At 33.6% G+C, this 21316-nt stretch carries 19 protein-coding genes, 1 tRNA gene and 1 pseudogene; 18 read left to right on the top strand and 3 right to left on the bottom strand.

From position 1 onward, the window contains the following. Positions 1–54: 54 nt before the first annotated feature. From VW161_RS08915 to VW161_RS04050, 18 genes and pseudogenes are all read left to right on the top strand, one after another. Positions 55–1307 (top strand): annotated as a pseudogene (locus VW161_RS08915) (DUF3100 domain-containing protein). Between the two features lie 156 nt (positions 1308–1463). Beyond that, positions 1464–2909: an MmgE/PrpD family protein gene (locus tag VW161_RS04130; RefSeq protein ID WP_304092898.1), complete on the top strand. Its 1446-nt coding sequence runs from the start codon at positions 1464–1466 to the stop codon at positions 2907–2909. Between the two features lie 77 nt (positions 2910–2986). Further along, complete coding sequence (locus VW161_RS04125; protein ID WP_304092948.1) at positions 2987–3862, top strand: peptidase; 876 nt, start codon at positions 2987–2989, stop codon at positions 3860–3862. A gap of 72 nt (positions 3863–3934) precedes the next feature. Next, complete coding sequence (locus tag VW161_RS04120; RefSeq protein WP_304092895.1) at positions 3935–4819, top strand: fumarate hydratase; 885 nt, start codon at positions 3935–3937, stop codon at positions 4817–4819. A gap of 81 nt (positions 4820–4900) precedes the next feature. Then, on the top strand, positions 4901–5740 hold the full coding sequence (locus VW161_RS04115) for a citryl-CoA lyase (protein WP_325192737.1): 840 nt from the start codon (positions 4901–4903) through the stop codon (positions 5738–5740). Positions 5741–5769: 29 nt separating this feature from the next. After that, entirely contained in the window at positions 5770–6276 is a 507-nt protein-coding gene (locus tag VW161_RS04110) for a nitroreductase family protein (protein ID WP_304134837.1), read from the top strand. Positions 6277–6320: 44 nt separating this feature from the next. Beyond that, positions 6321–6668, top strand: a complete 348-nt coding sequence (locus tag VW161_RS04105; RefSeq protein WP_304085685.1) for a hypothetical protein — start codon at positions 6321–6323, stop codon at positions 6666–6668. A gap of 433 nt (positions 6669–7101) precedes the next feature. Then, complete coding sequence (ahaH, locus tag VW161_RS04100; protein WP_292786818.1) at positions 7102–7416, top strand: ATP synthase archaeal subunit H; 315 nt, start codon at positions 7102–7104, stop codon at positions 7414–7416. A gap of 9 nt (positions 7417–7425) precedes the next feature. Next, a complete protein-coding gene (locus tag VW161_RS04095) occupies positions 7426–9432 on the top strand; it encodes a V-type ATP synthase subunit I (RefSeq protein ID WP_304085688.1) in 2007 nt (668 codons plus the stop codon). Between the two features lie 251 nt (positions 9433–9683). Continuing rightward, positions 9684–10169: a V-type ATP synthase subunit K gene (locus VW161_RS04090; RefSeq protein ID WP_292778590.1), complete on the top strand. Its 486-nt coding sequence runs from the start codon at positions 9684–9686 to the stop codon at positions 10167–10169. A 13-nt stretch (positions 10170–10182) separates the two neighbouring features. After that, the gene (locus VW161_RS04085) at positions 10183–10863 is read left to right on the top strand and encodes a V-type proton ATPase subunit E (protein WP_325192736.1); all 681 of its coding nucleotides are present in this window, start codon (positions 10183–10185) and stop codon (positions 10861–10863) included. A gap of 12 nt (positions 10864–10875) precedes the next feature. Further along, positions 10876–12030 carry a V-type ATP synthase subunit C gene (locus VW161_RS04080; protein WP_304104994.1) on the top strand — a complete coding sequence of 385 codons (1155 nt, stop codon included), beginning with the start codon at positions 10876–10878 and terminating at the stop codon, positions 12028–12030. Further along, positions 12027–12344 carry a V-type ATP synthase subunit F gene (locus tag VW161_RS04075; protein ID WP_292786807.1) on the top strand — a complete coding sequence of 106 codons (318 nt, stop codon included), beginning with the start codon at positions 12027–12029 and terminating at the stop codon, positions 12342–12344. Before VW161_RS04080 ends, VW161_RS04075 begins: the two co-directional genes overlap by 4 nt. Continuing rightward, a complete protein-coding gene (locus VW161_RS04070; RefSeq protein ID WP_298534360.1) occupies positions 12341–14095 on the top strand; it encodes an ATP synthase subunit A in 1755 nt (584 codons plus the stop codon). Before VW161_RS04075 ends, VW161_RS04070 begins: the two co-directional genes overlap by 4 nt. A 2-nt stretch (positions 14096–14097) precedes the next feature. Continuing rightward, positions 14098–15483: an ATP synthase subunit B gene (locus VW161_RS04065; RefSeq protein ID WP_295606577.1), complete on the top strand. Its 1386-nt coding sequence runs from the start codon at positions 14098–14100 to the stop codon at positions 15481–15483. Positions 15484–15576: 93 nt separating this feature from the next. After that, positions 15577–16266, top strand: a complete 690-nt coding sequence (locus VW161_RS04060; protein ID WP_304085698.1) for a V-type ATP synthase subunit D — start codon at positions 15577–15579, stop codon at positions 16264–16266. Between the two features lie 272 nt (positions 16267–16538). Then, positions 16539–16610 (top strand) — tRNA-Gln (locus tag VW161_RS04055). 158 nt (positions 16611–16768) lie between these two features. After that, complete coding sequence (locus VW161_RS04050) at positions 16769–16918, top strand: hypothetical protein (RefSeq protein WP_304085700.1); 150 nt, start codon at positions 16769–16771, stop codon at positions 16916–16918. A 33-nt stretch (positions 16919–16951) separates the two neighbouring features. Here VW161_RS04050 and VW161_RS04045 read toward each other — a convergent pair whose 3' ends face one another. The 3 genes from VW161_RS04045 to dnaG form a co-directional block, all read right to left on the bottom strand. After that, the gene (locus VW161_RS04045) at positions 16952–18187 is read right to left on the bottom strand and encodes an ATP-grasp domain-containing protein (protein ID WP_325192735.1); all 1236 of its coding nucleotides are present in this window, start codon (positions 18185–18187) and stop codon (positions 16952–16954) included. 11 nt (positions 18188–18198) lie between these two features. Continuing rightward, positions 18199–19197 carry a site-specific tyrosine recombinase/integron integrase gene (gene xerA, locus VW161_RS04040; protein WP_304105000.1) on the bottom strand — a complete coding sequence of 333 codons (999 nt, stop codon included), beginning with the start codon at positions 19195–19197 and terminating at the stop codon, positions 18199–18201. A gap of 305 nt (positions 19198–19502) precedes the next feature. Next, positions 19503–20870, bottom strand: a complete 1368-nt coding sequence (gene dnaG, locus VW161_RS04035; RefSeq protein ID WP_304085706.1) for a DNA primase DnaG — start codon at positions 20868–20870, stop codon at positions 19503–19505. Positions 20871–21316 lie beyond the last annotated feature (446 nt).

Genomic DNA, 21316 nt, shown 5'->3' with positions numbered 1-21316 from the left:
CCATGGAAGGAGTATAACTTACACATTGTTGTATTTCTATTGGTTATTATTTCAATGTTCATTGGAGTTAAGGAGATTAAAATTACAGATGCCATAAGTGTCTTATTATTGCCATTGATCTATGCACTTGTTTTAGGGTTGGCTCTTTATCTCGCGAAGCCTATCAAGTTTGTTGGGCCTAAGCAATCTAAGGTGACTGAAGGTGCAATGGTTTTATTCATTGGTGTCCTAATCACCAAATTGGCTATTTCAAGTGGTCAGGCAATATCCGGTATTTTCCAAGTGGCTCCTGCTTTGATTTTTCAGCAAATAGGTAATTTAGGAACCCTATTGGCATTGCCTATTGCTCTATTTTTAGGTTTTAGAAGGGAAGTTATCGGTATGACCAGTTCCATTTGTCACGAACCTAACTTAGGGGTCATTATCGATAAGTATGGTTTCAAATCCCCCGAGACTCGTGGAGTTTTGGCTGTTTTTGTTATTAGATCCATTTTAGGCACTCTTTCATCAGCTTTTTATCAAGCATCAGCGCTTCAGTGATACCTATGCATCCATATGCTTACGCTATGGCATCAGGTGTAGGAAGTGCAAGTATGAATGCTGCAGCTCTTGCTCTATTGATGCATATGTTCCCATCAATGGATACTCAACTAGAGGCTTTTGCAGGATGCAGAAATCTTCTTTCATTCTGTTTCGGTATTTATATGTGCATATTCGTATCATTGCCTATTGCAGAAAGGATGTATGATTGGCTATCCCCTCATATATTAGGGCATAATGAGGAAATAAGCATTGATGATGATTATGCCATTGAAGAGGTAAAGCATGATAAGTATGCAACTACAGATGACTTGACTGTAGGTAAGCTTGAAAGATGGGCCACATTCCTTGTTATATTTTCATTCATTGTGGCGGTAGGAAATTTCATAGGATTCCATACTTCAATCATTGATGCATTCATTGGAATGCTTTTGATTTCACTTATTACAATTATAGGCATGGCTCTTGAAAGGATTATTCCATGGAACATTCAAGCAATCATTTACATCAGCCTAATCGGTATTTTTGTAGCTATTCCCGGTGTTCCAACAGCTGACTTCCTGGTTCATTATGTTTCTCAAATTGAATTGACTACAATATGCACTGCATTTTTAGCATATGTAGGTATTGCAATCGGTAACGATTGGGAAGAGTTCAAGAAGATCGGTTGGAAAGGAATCATCATTACATTAATAGTTATTTCAGGAACTTACCTTTGTTCTGCAGCTATTGCTCATATCACTTTAGTTGCTACAGGAATGGTATAGTTACTTATTATTTTTTATTATTATTTTTTCATTTTTTAAAATTCTTAACATTTCACTATTTTTCAAATCTTTAAATCTTTAAATTTTTAATAATTTTCATTTTATTTTCTTTAAAATTGTATCAATTTATTATATAGTAATTATAAAGATAAGATTATGATTATCAATCAATTGTCCCAATATTTGATTCATTTGAAATATGAGGATATTCCTAAAGAAGCTATTGAAAAGGCTAAATCATGTTTCATTGACTATTTGGCAGTTTATCTAAGAGGTTTGGAAAGTGAAAATGCCCAGATAGCCATAAAAACCATTTATGAATTGTATGGAAATGATTTTAATTCATTAAATAAGGGATTTGTATATGGAATCGCATCTCATAGCTTGGATTTGGATGATGGCCATAGGTGGGCACAATTGCATCCTGGATCTGTTGTCTTTTCTACAGCTTTGGCAATGATATCAGACAAGAATTTGGATTTGGATATCACATCTGAAGAGTTTCTTGAAGCAGTCATTGGAGGATATGAAATAGCTATTTCTCTTGGAATGCTCGTTAATCAGGACCATAGAAATCAGGGATTTCATAGCACCGGAACAATAGGAACATTTGCAGCTGGAGCAGTTGCATCAAAGCTTTTAATCTTGAATAAGGAGAAAACAGAACATTGTTTAGGCTTATGTGCAACCCAATCATCCGGACTTCTTGAAGCAGATCACGCTGGTACAATGGGAAAATCATTGCATGTTGGAAATGCAGTTTACAATGGAATCTTGTCAGCATATCTTGCTAAAAATGGATTCACTGGCGGAGAATCATTGATTGATGGGAATGAAGGATTCATAAAAGCCATGGCTTCAGATTTATATGATAGGCATTGTGATGATGATTGCAATTTGGATGATTCAAAATTATCAGAATTTATTGATATGAACTTAAAAAAATTCCATATAAACAATGTCTATTTGAAGAAATATCCATTTTGCAGGCATATTCATTCCGCTATTGATTCTACTTTAACTTTAAAGGGGGAATTGGATGAATTGGATGAATTGGGTGAACTAAATGATTTGAAGAATTCGAAAATTGATTATTCAGACATCTCTTCTATTGATATCGAAACCTACAGGATTTCTAGTGAACATGACAATTATGATCCTAAAAATGCACAGGACTTAAAGCAATCATTACCTTATGCTGTAGCCATTGCATTGGTTTTAGATGATTTGGGCTTGGATTCAATTGATGAATTGATTGATAAAGGTCTTTTTGATGAAAAATCCTCTGATAAGGACATCTTGAAGGTAAGGGAAATTGTAAGCAAGATTCATATCAATAATAATGAAGAATTGGATCAAATGGTTCCTGAAAAAAGACCATCTGAAGTTGGAATTAGGTTTAATGCTAATACATATGAAAACTTAGAGGAAACCACTTATTATCCGTTGGGAGAAGCGGAAAATCCTTTAACTGAGGAAGATATTTTAGAGAAATTCAAACTTTTAAATCCTAAGTTTAATATGAATAAGTTACAAATAATTAAACATATGGAAGAGTATTCTATTCATGAAGTTTTTGAAGAATTGGATTTATTAGATTAAAGTTAAAATTTATTGATTGAATAAATTATTGAAGTGAATTAAATTTTATCAATTATTTATTAAAAGTGATTTTTATGATGGATGAAACTAAAAAATCATTGGAAAAGTTAGGAATCAATGAAATACACGATGATTACATATCCCAAAAGAGATTTGAAGATGGGGGACAATATAGATTTGAAGTTCCTGGAATACAAGGTCCTTCTGCGCTCGAATCTCTTTTAGAGGCTTCCAATGATTATGACTTAACAATTCACCGAGCCACCCAAACCAAAGGGATCATGTTCCTATTGGATGAGGAGATAAGCGAAATGGTTGATTTGGCTCAAGATGCAAATATGCAATTGTTTTTAGCAGTTGGTCCAAGAGCCCCATATGATACAAGTGCAACTGTTCAAACTGAAGAGGGAAAACGTATAGGATATAGATTAAGAGGTTACAATAACCTTGTTTATGCTATTGAAGACGTTAAAAGGGCAGTTGATTTGGGAGTTAGGGGCATATTGTTATATGATGAAGGTTTGCTTTTTGCTCTTTCTAAAATGAGAGATGCTGGTGAGCTTCCTAAAGACTTGCTGTTTAAATTGTCTGCTCATGCAGGCTGTTCCAATCCCGCTTCAGCAAAGCTCTTCGAATCAATCGGATTGAACTCACTTAATCCTGTAAGAGACCTTCAGATTCCAATGTTGGCATCACTTAGAGATGCAATAGATATTCCAATTGACATCCATACTGAAAATCCTAAGTCCACGGGAGGATTCATTCGTCATTATGAAGTTCCTGAAATGATTAAGGTGACAAGTCCAGTCTATTTAAAGACAGGAGGGTCTGTTGCAAAACATCACAGTTGGGACACAACTGAAAAAGAAGCTCGTCAAAGAGCTAAGCAAGTGGCTTTAATCAGAGATTTGATTGAAAGGCATTATCCAGATGCTATAATGAGCAAATTATAAAAATATGGTATGAAAATAGGATATAAAATAGTATTTAAATCCTTTTTTTAAATTAAGATTATTGTTGATACTATGGATTTGATTGAAAAGGTTCAAAATGCAGTTGTAAATGCAGGCAGTTCATATAGTGAAGACAGGCTATCTGCTTACGAAAATGCTCTAAAGTTGGAAAAGGGGCTGAATAATGAAAATGCAGTTTGGGCTTTGGAACAGATGATTGAAAACTTTAAGGTCGCTAGTGAAAAGAAGCTTCCATTATGTGATGATACAGGAATTCCACATGTTTTGATTGAAATAGGGCATGAAAGGGAAATCCCTAAAGGATTTTTCAATGAAATCAATATTGGTATTGCTCAAGGACTTGATAAGCTTCCTGGAAGGCCAATGGCAGTAAAAGGAAATGATACAGAACGTATTGAGCAATCACAAGGTTTATACAATGAATCCCATATGATGAAGCCCGCATCCTTTTTAATAGAAGAGAAGGATGAATCCACTTATGGAAGGAGGATTGGTGTGGATGATGATAAGATAAGAATCACAATTCTATTGGAAGGAGGAGGTCCTGAAATAAGGGCAAAAACATATAGGATTTTCCATAAAAGAGATTCTAATATCGTATTTGGCGAGGCTTTGGATTGGCTAAAGGAATCATTGGCTATGTTAGGTTGCACCCCATCAATTCCTGCTATTGGAGTTGGAAGAACCCATTTTGAGGCAAATGCATTGATGCTTAGAGCAATGGCTCATGGTGATTTAAGCAATCAAACTGATATTGAAAAATACATTGCAGAAGAGTTGAATAATACAAATATAGGTCCTTTAGGACTTGGTGGAAAAACAACTGCACTTGGCTCATTTGTAAATATCGGATCTCAAAGGGCAAGTGGAGTGAGAATTGTAGCAGCAAGGCCTGCATGTTTAGTTGAGCCAAGAGTTTCAAGCTTTGAATTCTAGTTATTCAAGTTAACTAAAATAGAATTATATATTAGAAAAAATGATATTATATTAAGATTATTTGATTATTAGGAGAATATTATGAACGATAATCCAAAACCTACTAAAAATGGTTTTAAATTTCCTGAACACAGTATTAAAACTAAGATTACTGATGTAAGGCCTAATGAATTGGTTACTAGAGGTTATAATCAGGAAGATTTGATTACAAATCTTAGTTTTGCTGAAATGGTATTTTTAATTCTTATGGAAAGGTTACCTGATGAGAGGGAATCCAAGATCTTCAATCATATATTGGTTTCATTCTGTGATCATGGAGTCACTCCTCCAAGCACACAGTCTGCAAGATTGATAGCGTCCTCTGGTGCAAATATCAACAATGCTGTTGCAGGAGGTTTATTGTCTTTCGGCAAAAATCATGCAGGAGCCATTGAAAAGGCAATGGGATTGTTCCAGAAATCCATAAGTTCATTGAATTTAGATGAAACTGATGATGAGGATAAAAATAAGAAAATAGCAAGAAAAGCCATTGAAATTGTAGAAGAATATGAGTCAAGGTCTGAAAGAATCCCGGGTTATGGTCATAGGTATCATAATAAGGACCCTCGTGCAGTTAGGCTATTGGATTTGGGAATATTGGAATCATCTATTGGTCCACATACTAAATTGGCACTTGTTATCGAAAGTATTTTGTCTGAAAGAAAAGGAATTTGCTTAAACGTTGATGGTGCAAATGCGGGTTTGCTTTCTGATTTGGGCTTTGACAGCTCTTTAGGTTTAGGCATTTTTATGATTGGAAGGCTTCCAGGACTTGTAGCTCATGCACATGAGGAAATGGAAGAGGAAGAGAAATTCAGACGTTTCTGTGATTTGGAAAATATTGTTTATGAAGGTTTTAAAAATAAGAATATTGATGATTAATCTTTTTATTATATGATGGAGAAATAAAAATGGAATTTTTTGATGTAATTGAACAAAGATACAGTATGCGAGGCTTTGAAGATAAGGAAGTGGAGCAGGAAAAATTAGATATGATATTTAAAGCTGCTCAACTTGCTCCAACTGGAGTAAACTTCCAGCCTTTTAAGGTAATTGTAATTGACACTAAAAAGTATAAAGAAGAATTGAAAGGAATTTACAGTCCTGATTGGTTTACACAAGCACCACTTGTCCTTTGTGTAGTTGCCTCTAAGGAAAAGGCTTGGACTAGAAAGTATGATGATAAGAACATTGCAGACATTGATGCAACCATTGTAATGACTCATATGATCCTTGCAGCTGAAGATGTAGGTTTAAACACTTGTTTCATTGCAGCATTCAAGCCGGATAAGGCAAGAGAATTCCTTGATTTGGATGATGAATGGGAACCTGTACTATTCACTCCTTTAGGTTATGGAAATGCAGAGCCAAGAGACACTCCTAGAAAAGCTATTGATGAGTTAGTCATTTACAAATAATAATTATTGACATATCTGATGATAAAAAAATTTAAGTTGATACTATGAGAATTACAAAAAAATCAATTATTCTACTTGCTTTTTCAGTTATCCTAATGGTTTTAGGATTATGGAATTATGTTGATGCAAACCCAGTAACTTACGATGTCATTGCTTCAAGTGTTGTGCTTATTGTAGTTGGATGGACACTTGCGATGTCTGTTTTTGAACCTAGCTGGACTAAGGCAGCTATTCTCATTGATGGGTTAATTTTTGTTTTGGTAGGTATTACTTTCCTCTTGATGCCATATAATCTCATTTTCATTATATTTGGTATTGTTTTGCTTGTAATTGCAATTGCAGCATATCTTGGAAAATTACCTAAATCTTTCTTAAGATTATTCCACAAATAATTCAATTTTTATTTTAATTTTTTAACTTTTTTCTTTATTTTTCATTATTTTTTTATTAATTTTTTATTATCTTTTTATAATTTTTTTCAATGATCTGTAAACTGTTTTTATTCTGTTTTCAAATTTCACTATTTTTTTCCTTTCATGAAATTTCAAGTTTTTTTCATGAAAGCTATTTTTTTATTTTTCATATCTTCATTTTAATACTTTTATTTGGGATTTTATTAATTCTAATCAATTTAATTTTTTATTGGATTTTTTTGGATTTTTTTAGTTTTTATCAAAATATTTATTGAAATTTCAGTCTAATTTTTTAAGAAAATTAAATTTTATAATGTCGTTATAATTTCTTTATTATATAATAATATTACAATATTTTAATAAAATATATATATTAACAAAAATAAAAATAAGATTACCATGGTGATTTATTATGGCAGGGATATCAGAAGCTATTACCCAAATAAAAAAAGCTGAAAGCGATGCTGATTCCTTAGTAGAACAATCAACAGTCGATGCGAAAGCAATGATTGATGAGGCTACTGTTAAAGCTAATGAAATGATTGAACTTGCTAAGAATGAAGCTAGCGAAGAAGCTCAATCTACTGTTTTTAATGCAGAAGAAAATGCAAAGAAAGAAGCTGAATCTATTACTTCTCAAGCAGAAAAAGATGTTGAAAGCATCAAAAATGACGCAAGAAAAAATATAGACGAAGCTGCTTCAATTATTGTTAAAAATATTTTATAGTGTGAGATAATGTTTAGAACTGCGAGAATGCGTAAGCTTAATGTTATAACTTTGGACAAATACGCTAGTCCTACGGTCAGTGCACTTCACGACGAGGGTATTGTTCAAATAAATGATATTTCTGAACGTATTCAGCAAGATCCTAAGCTAGCAGAACTTTTGAAACCTTCAAAAGTTACACCCCACACCGGTAAGCTATCTTCACTTCTCATGAAGACAAGCGGTATTTCCGACTTGCTTGGAGATGCCTTGTCTGAGGATAGAAGCATGAAGGAACTGATAATGTCATTTATCAGTCCTGACCTTCCAGTTCCAAAAGAAGTCGAGGATGTTGATACTGAAAGCTTGATAGCTTATGCAGAATCAACATTAAGCCAGGTCGAAGGTGAAACAAAAGGTATTGAAAATAAGTTAGCCGCACTAGACAGTGAAGAGAGTAAACTTGAATCAAATAAAGAGTTGGCTGAAAAGCTAAAACCTTTAGATATGGACTTAGGTCTATTAAGCGATTCCAAGTACACTTCTACCATTGTTGGTAGGATCACTGCTGAGTCAGCTCAGAAATTCAAAGATGAATACAGTAAGATTACAGATGATCTCTTCTATGAATTAGTACCAGACGAAGAAAAAGAAAGTTATATCATGGTTGTCGTCGTTGCTAATGAGTATAAGGATGATATCTATACCTTACTTAGGAAAAATGAATTCGAGAAGTTTGAAACTGAAGGTTTAGAAGGAAGACCGGATAGTCTTATTTCCTCTTCTGAATCCAGACTCCAAGCTATCGAAAGTGAAAGATCCCAAGCTAAAGCTGAATTGAAAGTTGTAGCGGAAAAATGGGATGATGAAGTTCTTGCTTTAAAAGAACAATTAGAAAATGAGAAAGATAAGAATGAGGTTTTCGCTGGTTTTGCTGAAACTGACAAGACTTATGTCTTTGAGGCATGGGTACCTGAAAAAGATGTGGAAAAAGCTCAAGCTATTATTGAGACCGCAACTGAAGGCCATGCAATCATGGAAGTTGAGGAAGTTCCAGACAATGCAGAAGACGTTCCTGTATTGCAACAAAACAATGCGTATGCAAAACCTTATGAATTGTTAGTTGAAATGTATTCCCCATTGAAATACAATGAAATTGACCCTACTTTATTTGTAGCTCTTACATATCCTTTCTTCTTCGGTTTCTGTTTAACCGATGCAGGTTATGGTCTTTTAGTTGCAATTATAGGATTCATTTTATACAGAGGAATGGGTAAAATCAATAGAACCATGCATGATGGTGGTTTAATCATCATCGCAAGTGGTGTATGGGCTATTATTTTAGGTCTGGTTACCAATGGTTTACTTGGGGACCTATGGACTAGAATATTAGGTTGGGGCCCTGCTCTCCCTACAGTTATTGATTCCATTAATGCGTTCAAATATCCGGCTACTATCTTAGTTATTGCTATTGTAATTGGTATTATTTACACCAACCTTGGTTTCATCTTAGGTGCAATTGACAATTTAAGATACGGCGAGAAAAAAGAAGCTATTGGTTCTCAAATCGTATGGTTTGTATTTGAACTTGGTATCATTTTATTGGTTTTAGGATTCTTGTTCCCAGCAATTGGAATGATTGGTATGGCATTAGGTGCAGTATTTATTGTTGCTGCTCTTGGTATGCTTATCTGGGGTAACGGTGCTTACGGACTTATGGATGTATTTGGATTCATGGGAGATGTCCTTTCATATGCTCGTCTTTTAGCTCTTTGTTTAGCTACTGGTGGTATTGCAATGACTGTAAACATCTTGACCAATATGGTAAATGACATGATTCCAGTTGTAGGTATTGTTTTAGCTATTATCATCTTTATTGGTGGACATATTGCTAACTTCCTTTTCCAAGTATTAGGTGCTGGTGTTAACGCTTTGCGTCTTAACTATGTAGAGTTCTTCTCTCAATTCTATATGGGTGGAAAACATTCATTTGAAGCTTTTAAAGCTAAAAGACAATTTACTAAAATCAAAAAATAGACAAAATTTAAATTTATAGTTTTATAATTCAACGCTTAAAGATGAAATTATTGGAAATGTGATTTTATATTTAAGGCAATTATGAAAATTCATAATTAAAAATCAAGAACTTATGCTTATGGAAATGTCAATTAGGACAATTCTTATAAAAATGATGTTCTTTTATCAAGAACTTTATGTTCTATTGAAATGTAATGAAAATTATATTTAAACGATTTATTTAAACAATTTAATTTAAGGAGATATATTATATGGTAGAAATTGCTTTAGGTACTGCTTTAGCAGCAATTGGTGCTGGTGTAGCAATTGGTTTTGCTGGTTTAGGTTCCGGTTTAGGACAAGGTATGGCAGCAGCTGGATCTGTTGGAGCTGTAGCAGAAGATAACGACATGTTTGCTAGAGGTATTATTTTCTCTGCATTACCAGAAACTCAGGCTATTTACGGATTCTTGATTGCTATTTTATTACTTGTATTCTCAGGATTATTAGGTGGAGGAGAAGGTCTTTCCACTACTGCAGGTATTGTAGCTATTGGTGTAGGTGCATCTATCGGATTTGCAGGTTTAGGTTCCGGTATGGGACAAGGTATGGCAGCAGCTTCCTCTGTTGGTGCTATCGTTGAAGATACTGACATGTTTGCTAGAGGTATTATCTTCTCTGCATTACCAGAAACTCAAGCTATTTACGGTTTCTTGATTGCTATCTTACTTATGGTATTCGGTGGAATATTAGGTTAAGGAGGTCAGTTGTATGAGCTCTGGAGCAGACAAAATTGTCTCTAACATAATGTCTGATGCTCAAGCAAAAGCTGATGTAAATAAAAGTGAAGCTCAAGTAAAAGCTGATGCTATTTTAGCTGATGGTGAAAAAAGAGCTGAAGTTACCAAAGTTAAGATCTCAGAAGATGCTGCAAAACAAGCTGAAATGAGATATCAACAAATTATTTCTGAAGCTAAAATGAATGCTCGTAGGGCAGAATTAGGGGCAAAAGAAGAAGTAATCGAAGAAGCTTTCAGTAAAGCTACTGAAGATTTAACAAATATGGCAAATACCAATGATTCAGAATATGTGGATGCTTTAGTTGAAATGATTAAAGAAGCAGCTGTAGAAATTGGTGGTGGAGATTTAATCGTTTTATTAAAACAAGAAGACATTCCTAAAGTCCAAGACAAATTGGAAACTATTGTCGGTTTAATCAAATCTTTAATTAAACGTGAAAAACCTTCTGATCTTAGTGCAATCGCTACAGAAGTTTCCCTTGAAACTGATGTTGAAACTACTTTAGAAATTGGCGAACCTATCGACACTATTGGTGGAGCTATATTAAGAACAAGAAATGGTGAAATTCAAGTTAATAACACTATTGAATCTAGAATGTTAAGATTTAAGAAATCATTACGTTCAGAAGTTGCAAAAACTTTATTTGATTAGGAGAGATGAATTATGGCTGATGAAATTGCTACAATCATAAGTTCCTTAGGACTTTCTAATGAGGCATTTTTAGCAATAGTTCTTTTAGCATTTGTAGTTATTGGTGCAATTATTGTAATTGTTGCAACTAGACCAATTCTAGATGTTTATCCATATCTTCATCCTAATGCGAGAGTAAGAGCAAGAAAAGGAAGATTATTTGATGACAAACAAATTTCTGAACTTGTTGAAGCAAACAACGTTGAAGAAATTACCAACTATCTCAGAGGATCTCCTGACTATGCTGAATACTTAGATAATTATACACTTGAAAAGGCATTAGATATTCAACTTGGTGAAACTTACGATTTAGTTTCAAGAATGGCTCCTAAAGAAATTCAATCTTCATTTAAAGTAATGGCAAAGAAATCTGACATTGCTAATATTAAAAGCTTACTCACTGCTAAAGAAGCAGGATTAAGCCAAGAAGCTACTGAAGAACTTTTAGTTCCTACAGGTTCTTTATATGAAGATTTACAACGTTTAAGTGATGTTGACTCTGTAACAGATGTTGTTGCAGGATTAGATGGAACTGAGTATGCACCGATTTTAGAAGAAGTGCTTCCTGAATATGAAAAAACAGGTATGGTCCTTCCTTTGGAATCTGCATTGGATAAATACTATTTAGACAAGTTACTCGCTTCCTCAGAAACACCATCTGATGAAAACAAACAAATTCTCTATTCATACGTTGGAAATCAAGTTGATGTAGCTAACATTAAATTAATATTGAGAGCAAAAGTTGATGGATTAGATTATGATGCTATCAGTCCATATATGATTGATAGTGGATATCAATTAAGAGAATGGAAGCTTAAAGATCTTATGGAAGCAGAAGATGTCACAGGAGTAATCTCCTCTTTAGAAGGAACAAAATACTCTGATGTACTTACTGATGTACTTCCAGAATACAATGAAACTGGATCTGTGGCTCTCTTTGAACAAGCTTTAGACAAGTTTTTAGTCGACTCTGCAAAATCCTATTCCATGAGAAAACCTTTAGGTATTGGACCTATAATAGGATTCTTGTCCCAAAAAGAAGTTGAAGTTAAAAACTTAAAAGTTATTGCAAGAGCTAAAAGAGAAGAAGACTTCCCAATATCTAAAATTAGGGAGATGTTAGTATGAGTGATGTCGCTATTATAGGAGATATCGATACTGTCACTGGTTTTAAACTTGGTGGAGTTAAAAAAGGTATTATTGTAAATAATGATGAAGAAGCTAAAAATGCTCTTGATGAGTTATTAAACGATGAAATTTCAATTATTATAATTACACAAAAGATAGCTGATAACATAAGAGAACATATTCATAAACGTCTTGGTTCTGATGTGTTACCAATGGTTATTGAGATACCAGATAAATCTGGTTCATCTGAAGGCGGTGCCGATCAAATGGCAGCTCTTATTAAGAGAGTTATCGGGGTAGAGATGGTTAAATGATTAATGAAGGAAATATTATTAAAATTGCAGGTCCTGTTATCGTCGCAGATGGGATGAGAGGAACTCAAATGTATGAAGTGGTAAGAGTAGGTGAAGCTAAGCTTATCGGTGAGATTATTGAGCTAGAAGGTGACACCGCTACCATTCAAGTTTACGAAGAAACTGCTGGGGTAAAACCTGGTGAGAAAGTGGAAAGTACTGGAGGTCCATTGTCTGTAGAACTTGGACCTGGTGTAATGGGTTCCATTTTTGATGGAATTCAAAGACCTTTAGAAGTTATTAAAGGTATTTCTGGTGATTACATCGCTAGAGGTATTGATGTAGATTCTATTGACAAAGAGAAAAAATGGACTTTCGAACCTATTGCTAAAGTAGGAGACAAAGTTGTTGGTGGAGATGTACTTGGTCAAGTACAAGAAACATCTGCTGTTTTACAAAAAATTATGGTTCCACCAATGATTGAAGGTACCATTAAGTCTATTGCTGCAAAAGCAGAATACACAGTACTTGAAACTATTGCTGAAATTGAGACTGATGAAGGAATTAAAGAAGTTCAAATGCTTCAAAAATGGCCTGTACGTAAAGGTCGTCCATACAAAGAAAAATTGGACCCAGATATTCCACTTATTACTGGTCAAAGAGCACAAGACACTTTCTTCTGTTTAGCTAAAGGAGGGGCAGCAGCTATTCCTGGTCCTTTCGGTTCAGGTAAAACTGTTACACAACAACAATTAGCTAAATGGGCAGATGCAGATATTGTGGTATATATTGGATGTGGAGAACGTGGAAACGAAATGACTGAAGTACTTACCGAGTTCCCATTCCTTACTGACCCAAAAACTGGAAATCCAATTATGGATCGGACTGTTCTTATTGCAAACACTTCCAACATGCCAGTAGCAGCTCGTGAAGCATGTGTATACACTGGTATTACTATTGCAGAATACTTCCGTGACCAAGGTTACGACGTAGCGCTCATGGCAGACTCAACTTCAAGATGGGCAGAAGCTATGAGGGAGATTTCAGGAAGATTAGAAGAAATGCCTGGGGAAGAAGGTTACCCAGCATACTTAGCATCCAGACTTGCACAGTTCTACGAAAGAGCTGGAAGAGTAATCACTCTTGGTCAAGATCCTAAAGAATCTTCCGTAACTGTAGTAGGAGCAGTATCACCTCCTGGTGGGGACTTATCCGAACCTGTTACTCAAAACACCTTACGTATTTGTAAAGTATTTTGGGCATTGGATGCATCTCTTGCAGATAAACGTCACTTCCCTTCCATCAACTGGTTACAAAGTTACTCCTTATATGTAGAAAGTATTACCAACTGGTGGCAAGAAAACGCTTCAGAAGAATGGAGAGCAAACAGGGATCAAGCTATGGTTCTTTTACAAAAAGAATCAGAACTTGAAGAAATTGTACAATTAGTAGGTCCTGATGCATTACCTGATTCTGAACAAGTTGTATTGGAAACTACCCGTATGTTAAGAGAAGACTTCTTGCAACAAAATGCATACGACGATGTAGACACTTACTGTTCTCCAGCTAAACAAGCAGGTATGTTAGCAACTATTCTTAAATTCCACGAAGCAGCTAGTGCAGCTGTAGAACGTGGTGCAGATGTAAAAGAAATTGCAGCTTTAACTGTTAAAGAGGACATTGCTAGAATGAAATACGTCCCAGAAGATGAATTTGAAGCAAGAGTAAAAGAAATTCAAGAAAAAGTTGTAACACAATGTGCTGAGGTATAAAAATGAATGCTGATATTAAAACAAGAGAATATACAACAGTTTCTGAAGTTTCTGGTCCTTTGATGGTAGTAGAAGGTGTTGAAGGTGTAGCTTATAACGAAATCGTAGAAATCGAAGCTCCTACCGGTGAACACAGAAGAGGACAAGTATTAGAAGTAAAAGACGATGTTGCTGTTGTTCAAGTATTCGAAGGTACTACTGACTTAAACACCTTAAACACTAAAGTAAGATTTACTGGTGAAACTGCTAAAATCGGTGTTTCAAAAGATATGATGGGTCGTATCTTCGACGGTACTGGTAAACCTATTGATGGTGGTCCAGAAATCATCCCAGAAAAAGAATTAGATATTAACGGTAACCCAATGAACCCTGCATCAAGAGAATTCCCTGCAGAGTTTATCCAAACTGGTATTTCCACTATTGATGGAATGAACACCCTCGTAAGAGGACAAAAATTACCTATCTTTTCAGGATCTGGTTTACCACACAACGATTTAGCTGCTCAAATTGCAAGACAAGCTAAAGTAGTAGGTTCAGACGATGACTTCGCAGTAATTTTCGCTGCTATGGGTATTACTCACGAAGAAGCAAACTTCTTTATGAGAGATTTCGAAAGAACTGGAGCATTAGAAAAAGTAACTGTATTCATGAACTTGGCAGACGACCCTGCTATTGAAAGGATTCTTACTCCTAAAATGGCATTAACCACTGCTGAATACATGGCATTCGAACTTGGTATGCACGTATTGGTTATTCTTACTGACTTATCCAACTACTGTGAAGCATTAAGGGAAATTTCCGCAGCTAGGGATGAAGTGCCTGGTCGTAGAGGTTACCCTGGATACATGTACACTGACTTAGCTGGTATTTACGAACGTGCAGGACGTATTGCAGGTAAAGAAGGTTCTATTACTCAGATGCCTATCTTAGTTATGCCTCAAGACGATATTACCCACCCAATTCCTGACTTAACCGGATATATTACTGAAGGACAAATAGTACTCAGTAGGGATATCCACAGGAAAGGTATTTACCCACCTGTAGATGTACTTCCATCCTTATCTCGTTTGATGAGTGGTGGTATCGGTGACGATAAGACTCGTGATGACCACAGTGGTGTATCTGACCAACTTTATTCTGCTTACGCAGAAGGACGTAACTTAAGAGACTTAGTTGCAGTAGTAGGGGAAGACGCTCTTACTGAAAGGGACCAAAGTTTCTTAGCATTTGCTCAAGCTTTCGAAGATGAGTTCATTACTCAAGCTAAAGATGAAGACAGAAGTATTGTTGAAACTTTAGATCTTGGTTGGAAATTATTAACCATATTACCTAAGACTGAACTTAAAAGAGTAAAAGATGAATTTATTGAAAAATATTACCCAGAATAAGTCTAATTCTTTATTAGATTTAATTCTAATATTTTAATTAAATTCATCACGAATTTAAGTTTTAATTAGGAATATTATCTTTAGGAGGATAGTATGGCAGAAGAAATACTTGATGGTATTAACCCTACTCGTATGGAGTTATTGGCTCTTAAAGATAGAGAAAAACTTGCAGTTAAAGGTCACAGTTTGTTAAAACAAAAAAGGGATGCTTTAATTAAAGAGTTCTTCGACATCTTGGACAGAGTTAAAGGTGCTAGAGAAAACGCTGAAAAGAATTTATCTGAAGCTTATGCAGCACTTACTGAAGCTCAAATTACAATGGGGGACTTAGCTGTTCAAAAAGCAGCTTTATCTGTTAAAGAATCTGTTAAAGTAGATATTTCTTCAAGAAGTATTATGGGTGTTAACGTACCTATAGCTGATATGGAAATGGAATCAAGAACTTTAGTTGACAGAGGATACGGTTTATCCGACACTTCCATTCAATTAGACGAAGCAGCAAAGAAATTCGAAACTGCTTTAAGATACATTATTGAATTGGGAGAAATCGAAAAGACCATTTATCTTTTAGCTGATGAGATTGAAGCTACTAAACGTAGAGTAAACTCACTTGAACACATTATGATTCCTAGATTCCAAGCTACTATTAAGTCCATTAATATGAAACTTGAAGAGATGGAAAGGGAAAACTTCGTAAGAATGAAGATGATTAGAGCTACTATCGAGAAAAACGAAGCAGAAGCTTTAGCAAAAGCTCAATTAAAAGCAGCTCAAAGTGAATAATTAAAATTTAGAATAAATGCAATTCATATTTCACTTGTTGAAATGGAATTTGTGTTTATATCTTAATTTTATTATTTTCAATTTTTTTATTTTATAAATTTTTAACTATTTTTCACTATTTTACATTTTCACTATTTTTTGGCATTGTTTTTCTATCGATTTTCATATTTTTAAAAATTTTTTGAATTTATTTTTACAAATAATTTAACTTAAAAAATCCTAATTTCAGTTAACTTTATATATTATGTTTAACATATTATAATATGTTGTATAGTCCCGTGGGGTAGTGGTAATCCTTCTAGGCTTTGGACCCGGAGACGGCGGTTCGACTCCGCTCGGGACTATCAATTTTTTTAGAGGATTATTATAACATTGTTATATTTTTAATTGCTATTTTTTTATTATAAATTATTTTTTTTTAAAAGGAATTTTTTAAGTAAAATTTAATAAGTCCTTTTATGATATATTATATTGTACAATAATGTTTTAAAATGGTGAAATTATGAGAAGAGACCCAATTCATCAATTTTTAAGAGATCCTGACAATAAGGCAAGATTATTCATGGGTATTACTGGTGCTATGATAATTACCACTTTCTTGGTGGTTATTGGTACTATCATGCTTATCTTAATATTGGTAGGAGTAATCTAATTCCAATATTTACTTTTTTTATAGCTTTTTTATTTACTTAATATTCTCATAGACTTTTTCTTCAGCTATTTTTGCATTATTAGTTGCAGTTTTCAAATCCTTACTTGAACTGATGATGGTGACTAAGGGTTGATCTTTTTCTATTTTAACTCCTTCATATGGAATGTCATATACATTAGGAATATTCAAATTTCCTATGCTAACTTGTTTTCTTGCATAAATGATTCTCTTGATTGAATATTGGCTTGGATTTGGAATGTCGATGATTTCTCCTTCACAAGCCTTGATGTGCGCATCCAAGAGATTTATGCCAAGCACATTTTCAACAAGTTCATAAGTTCCTTGGAACCTTGGATTGATTTCAATGATTTTCAATTCCCCATTATTATCTAAAATGTAGTCAACACCATTTGATCCAATTAGGTTGAACTGCTTGATCAAATCTTCAGATGTATTTTTCATCTCATCATTAATTTCATTTGCATTAATTTCTGTTTGATTACCGTTAAACATTCTAAAGCTATTTTCATTCAATGGCAAAATGTTTCCAGAATATTCATATGAATCATTTCCCAAGTCATGTTCAGTTATCAATCTTGAATTGATCAAATTTTTTCTCTCATTGTGACTTGACAATACTGATGATGATATATTAGTTCCTTCAATATATTCCTGAAGTATATAGTTTTCAAGTGAAATATTTTGATAAATTTCATTGTCTTGTTTTAATTCATCACAACTTTCATTATTTATCAAGAAAATTCCTAACCCTCCCCTTCCTTGAAGGGGTTTTAAAATAAATTGGTTGTTGCTGTATTGTTGTAAAATTTCATTCAATTCCCCTACATCAGATGGTTGAAATGTAAGTGGAACGTTAAATTTGTTTTTCAGTTTCTTGTAAAACTTGAATTTATTCTCAACAGATTCAGTGTTCTTATTGCCATGAACAATTTTTCTAAATTTTTTATATTCTCCAGAAAAATTTTTTGAATTTATTCCAGTGGTGAGTACAATCTTATCAATTTCATCTTCATCATTATTTTGAAAAAGAAAATCTTTTGATAATTCAAGAAGTTTGTCAGGTGAATAATTCTCTTCAAACCTTCCACAGGATATGGCACTTTCCTGGTCTAGAACATGTTTCTCAGCATAAGGTGCTTTAAAGTCTACAGTTTTAAAATAGCTTATAGAAAATGTTTTGTAATCCAATTTCAATGCTGAATTGACCATTGGTCTTGTGTCAATTCCCATAATAAGCAAATTTTCCATATTTTTCATCCCTAAATGTTATTTTCCTGTTCCCTTGCTTGATCATATACTGTTTTTATTGTATCCATGTCTACACTGGTGTAAATCTGAGTTGTAGAAAGGCTTGAATGTCCAAGAAGTTGCTGAATAACTCTAATGTCCACACCATTCTTTAATAGATGTGTTGCAAATGAGTGTCTTAAGACGTGTGGAGTAACTTTCTTTTTGATTCCTGCTTCATCTGCATATTTCTTTATCATCATCTGAACATATCTTGGAGTAAGGCTATTTCCATTTTTATTTACAAAGATAAATTCTGAATTCTGTTTATCCACTTCAAGATAATCCAAAAGAAGTTCCTTTGTATGCTCATCAAAAAGGACAATTCTGTCCTTATCCCCTTTACCTCTTACTCTAATGGTTCTTTCATCAAAATCGATGTCTCTTTTCAATAGCTTTACAAGTTCTGAAATACGAAGTCCTGTAGAGTAAAGCAATGTGAGAATAACCTTGTCTCTTCTTTTTGATTTCTGTTTTAAAGGAGTGTCATTTTCATCAATATCCACAGCTTCTATCAAATCCTTCACTTCCTTTTCATTTAAGGATTTAGGCAATGACTTTGTTCTCTTTGGATTCTTGATATCCTCTAAAAAATAGATGTCATTGAATTCTAAGAATTTTTTTGAAACGACTGTAGTTAAGTAAATGTAATTCTGGGTAAGGTACTTGTCTCTTTTCAAGTCACGGATATACTTTCTGAAACTAGCTAAAAATCTTTTTCCATCATATAGGTTTTCCTCATTTTTCATATAATTGATTAGGTTATGGATGATGGAGCTGTATGTCTTTACAGTATTTTCAGAATAGTTTCTAATTTCCAGTTCAATCAAGTAGTCCTCGAGCATGCTTTCAAAATCAAACACTTCCATCAAATGCTTCTTATCTCCATTTTCCTCGATAACAGGCAGTTTTATTGGAGACTTTTGAATTGGTTCATTTGATAAGTTCAATTGCTCGGTAAAAAGATTCATGTTAATTCCTTCTTTAGATCTTTACCAAACCCATTAATCTAAATTTAGGATAATTTTAAAATTCTATTTTATATTTATTCAGTAATATTTACTTCGTTATACCTAATTATATTTATGGTTTTATTTAAATATTTTTAAAATTGGCTCATTGAATCATAAAATCAGTAAAAATTAATATTATAAAAATTAATATTTTAGAAATTAATATTATAAAAATTTGTAAAAAAAAAGAAAAAAGAAAAAAATATAGAAATAAAATAATTTATTTCTATTTGAATTTAGAATTAAATAGTCGAATAATCCATTTAGTTTAAAGTAACTAATCTGAGCTTGTCAGGTCTTTTAATTACTCTGCTTGATTTAAAAGCAACTAAGGTTTTGATTCCTTTGGAGTATGCAATATCGACTAATCTTTGGCTGATTACACCATCGAAAATAACAGTGTCTGCATCAGGATTGTCTTGTTTTAAATCTTCGTAAAGGGTTTCAACATTAGTTTCTTTTAATAAGTTTAAAGAATCATCGTAGATTTCACTGTTTCCAGTTCCTTCTAACTCTCTTAACATGTTCTTTAATAATTTTATTCTACTATCTTGAATCCTGTCGTTTTGTCTGTCTCTACGGCCTCTGGAATTTCTGTCTTTTCCTCTGCGATCGTTTCTACCGTTTTTTCTATCTGTTCTGTCTTTTCTGTCGAATTTGTCTTTACGATCGGTTCTGCCGTTTTTGTTTCCGTGAAATTTATCGGATTTGTCTAAGTTTTTTGCTCTTCTGTCACTAGTTTTGCTAGTTCTGTTGATTTTGCTTTTTCTCACTTTGCCTTGAGTGTCTAAATTGAAATCAAGGTTGTTTATTACTTGTTCAGTAGGAGCTTTGTCCCTTAAAGCAATTAAAACTTCTTCTTTTTCTAAATCTTCAACTTCTTTGCCTCTTGGAGCTCTAGTGATGTAGTCTACATCTCCAACTTGCAAGAGTTCTTTTAAGATTAATTCTCCGCCACGGTCACCATCAACAAATGCAGTTACAGTTCTTTTTTTAGTTAATTCAGCTACACTGGTAGGGATATTAACTCCTTCAACTGCGACAGTGTTTTTAATTCCGTATTTTAATAAATTTAAAACATCATTTCTTCCTTCCACAACGATAATTGCATCGGAAGTGTGTACGTTTGGACCTGCAGGAAGTCTTTCTGCTCCGAATTCAGAAATTTCATGAACTCTCATTGATTCTCTGATTTCTTCAATCATTTTCATGCTTTCAGGAGAGACAGTTTCCATCATGCCCATATAAATTTCTTTTGCACGATTAATAACTTGTTGTCTTTTCACAGCTCTTACGTCTTCAACTCTAAGAACTTCAATAGAAGCTTCACAAGGACCTACGCGGTTAATGGTTTCTAAGGATGCTGCAAGGATGGCAGTTTCAATTCTATCTAAGCTAGATGGAATTACGATTTCACCTTTTGCACGTCCACCATTTGAGTGAATGATAACTTGAATCCTTCCGATTCTTCCAGTTCTTTGGAGTTCTCTTAAGTCTAAATCGTTACTTAAAAGACCTTCAGTCTGTCCGAAAACCGCACCTACTACATCAGGTTTTTCTACGATTCCGTTTGCATTGATTTGAGCGTGAATAAGATATTTAGTTGTAGTTAATTCTACACCTTTTCCCATAATAAGCCTCCTTTGAGCTTTGTAATAGGATAATTTAAGGCTAGTTATTCGTAGAATTGTTATCATAACCAATATCTATCATGATAATTTAAAACCTTTGATTCTTATCCATAAATCCTATGAATAATATTGTTTTTTCTAATCAGTTTTAAACATTTATAATTAATAATACCTCATTTTTTCTTATTTAAACTCGTTTTGAGTAATGATTTAAAATTAATTATCCTAATTAAGATTTAGCTAATAACAATTTTACTACTAGCTTAATTATAATTAATTTTAATTAATAAATTCTTGATATATAATTTGTTAATTTATAATTGATTATAATTTTTTAAATTATACTGTAATTTGTAATAAATTGATTAATTAATTTTATAAATTAATTGATAAAAGCAGATACTAATATTAATAGAATTCTTGAATTAAATAGACATCAGCTATTT

Source organism: Methanobrevibacter ruminantium, from assembly GCF_016294135.1.
Classification (GTDB): domain Archaea; phylum Methanobacteriota; class Methanobacteria; order Methanobacteriales; family Methanobacteriaceae; genus Methanobrevibacter; species Methanobrevibacter ruminantium_A.
Note: the sequence above shows the minus strand (reverse complement) of the source record. Positions and strands in the feature narration are given on the sequence as shown.